Genomic DNA, 1,877 nt, shown 5'->3' with positions numbered 1-1,877 from the left:
GTAACGGTCTGGTCTTCGAACGACTTGGCGAGCGACAGGTCCTGATAGTCGAGGGAAACCAGCCAATCGAGCTTCGAGGTGTCCATGCCCCTCGTCAGCGGAATGTCTGCCCTGACGTGGCCGGTAACGGTGCCGGACAGGTCCTCGGGCGCTAGCCCGACATGGCGCATGGCGTTGATCGGCTCGTAGGAGGCAAGCTCGGCGATCGCCGGCGCCTCACCCGCGACGTCGATGTCGAGTCCGCCGACCACGATCGGTCGATTGGCGTTCTTGATCGTCAGCGTCCCGCCGCTTGCCGCCACGGTGCGCCCGCTCGGCATGTAGACGCTGCCCGATGAGAGCGCGATGTCGACATCGTTGCCGTGGAACGCGACGACACCGACGGCGTCGCGGACCGGCGGGATGCGCCCGGCGGTATCGAAGCGCGAGCCTTCGATCTGGAAACGGCCGAACACTTCGTCGCCGGTAAGCGGCACGCCGTTGCCCAGGCGGCCCGGCACCACCTGGAACTGCAGGTTGGCGTCGGTCACCGTACCGCCGAACAGGTTGCCCAGCACCCAAAGCCGCGCATTGCGGGCCGAAAACCATGGCCACAATTGCTTCACATGCGAGACCGGCATGTCGTGAACGTTGAGCGACAGCGACACGCCCGGAGGACCGTTGTCGACGAAGGCGACGGTGGCCGCGCCCAGCACTTCGCCCGATCCGCCGGACCGGACGCCGATCTGCTCGGCGACGAGCTTTCGGCTCTTCGGCTGATAGACGCCTGCGATACGGGCCAGGAACTGAAGCGCCGGTTCGGGCGATTCCGAGGGCGCCAGCGTCGAGCCGTCGCTGGTCAGGTCGTAGCGGTATGCGGGCTCCTCCCCGGCGGCTGCCGGCTTCGGCCCAATCGACCCGGCAAAGTCGAAGCTGGAGCGACCGTTCTTGATCAGCAGCCGGTCGACCGAGATCTTGTTCGAGCCGGCCATCAGCGTGGCATCGGCATCGACGTCGAGAGGCAGCAGCCCGCGTTCGTCCAGGTCGAGCACAGAACCGGTGAGCGAGAGCGAGGCCGCCAGCCGCGACGGGCTGTCGCCCGACGCTTCCGAGCCCGAAAGCTGCAGCGCGATCGAACCCAGTCTGGCGCCATCGGCCGCGGGGGCAGCCTCGGTCGAACCACCCTCGCCGGAGGTGCCCGCGCCTTCTATCTCGATGTTGGCATCCAGCGAGGCGATCCGCCTTGCCGTCGCATCGCGGGTCGCGGTTGCGGTCAAAGTCGCGTGCCGGCCGTCGACATCGGCATCGTAGGAGAACTGCATGCGCCCGGTACCGGTCTGCGCGACGGTTGCCGAGGTGACGGTCACGCGCTTGACGAGCCCTGTGTCCGGCAATTCGAACTCGACGTTGTGCAAGTCGATCTGGCGTATCGAGTCCTCGCGCACGGCATCCAGCGCGTCGTTGACGCTTGCGAACGCCGCCGCCGACACTTTCTCCGGGTCGACAAGCCCGTTTTCGTTGCGCAGCGCCGCCGTCCAGTCACCGCCGCCGGAAGGCATGGCCGCCACGACGATGTGGGCGTTGGAGAATCTGGCGCTGGTCAGCCGGACATCGCCGGAAAGCAGCGGCAGCAGGCGCATGCCGAAACGCACCCGCCCGATATCGGCCATCGGCTTGCCGTCAGCCGTCTTGAGGCTGACATCGTTCACCTGCAGGGCAATGAAGCTCGATCCGTCCAGCGTCAGCCGCGCCGCGCCGACGGTGACATTGACATCGACCCCTGCCAGCTTCTCGATGGCGGTCTCCGCCTCGGCCCGGAGCCGTTCCGTGCCGATGCCCGAGGCCCCCAGGACATAGACGCCCGCCGCCGCCAGAAGCACGAGTGCGCAAAGCCCGGC

1 protein-coding gene is annotated in these 1,877 nt (G+C 67.4%); it reads right to left on the bottom strand.

The features are described 5' to 3' along the window. On the bottom strand, positions 1-1,877 hold a 1,877-nt coding region (locus EOA24_RS36335; protein WP_281059923.1), incomplete at both ends, for a DUF3971 domain-containing protein.

The organism is Mesorhizobium sp. M2A.F.Ca.ET.039.01.1.1, from assembly GCF_003998035.1.
Lineage (GTDB): Bacteria > Pseudomonadota > Alphaproteobacteria > Rhizobiales > Rhizobiaceae > Mesorhizobium.
Note: the sequence above shows the minus strand (reverse complement) of the source record. Positions and strands in the feature narration are given on the sequence as shown.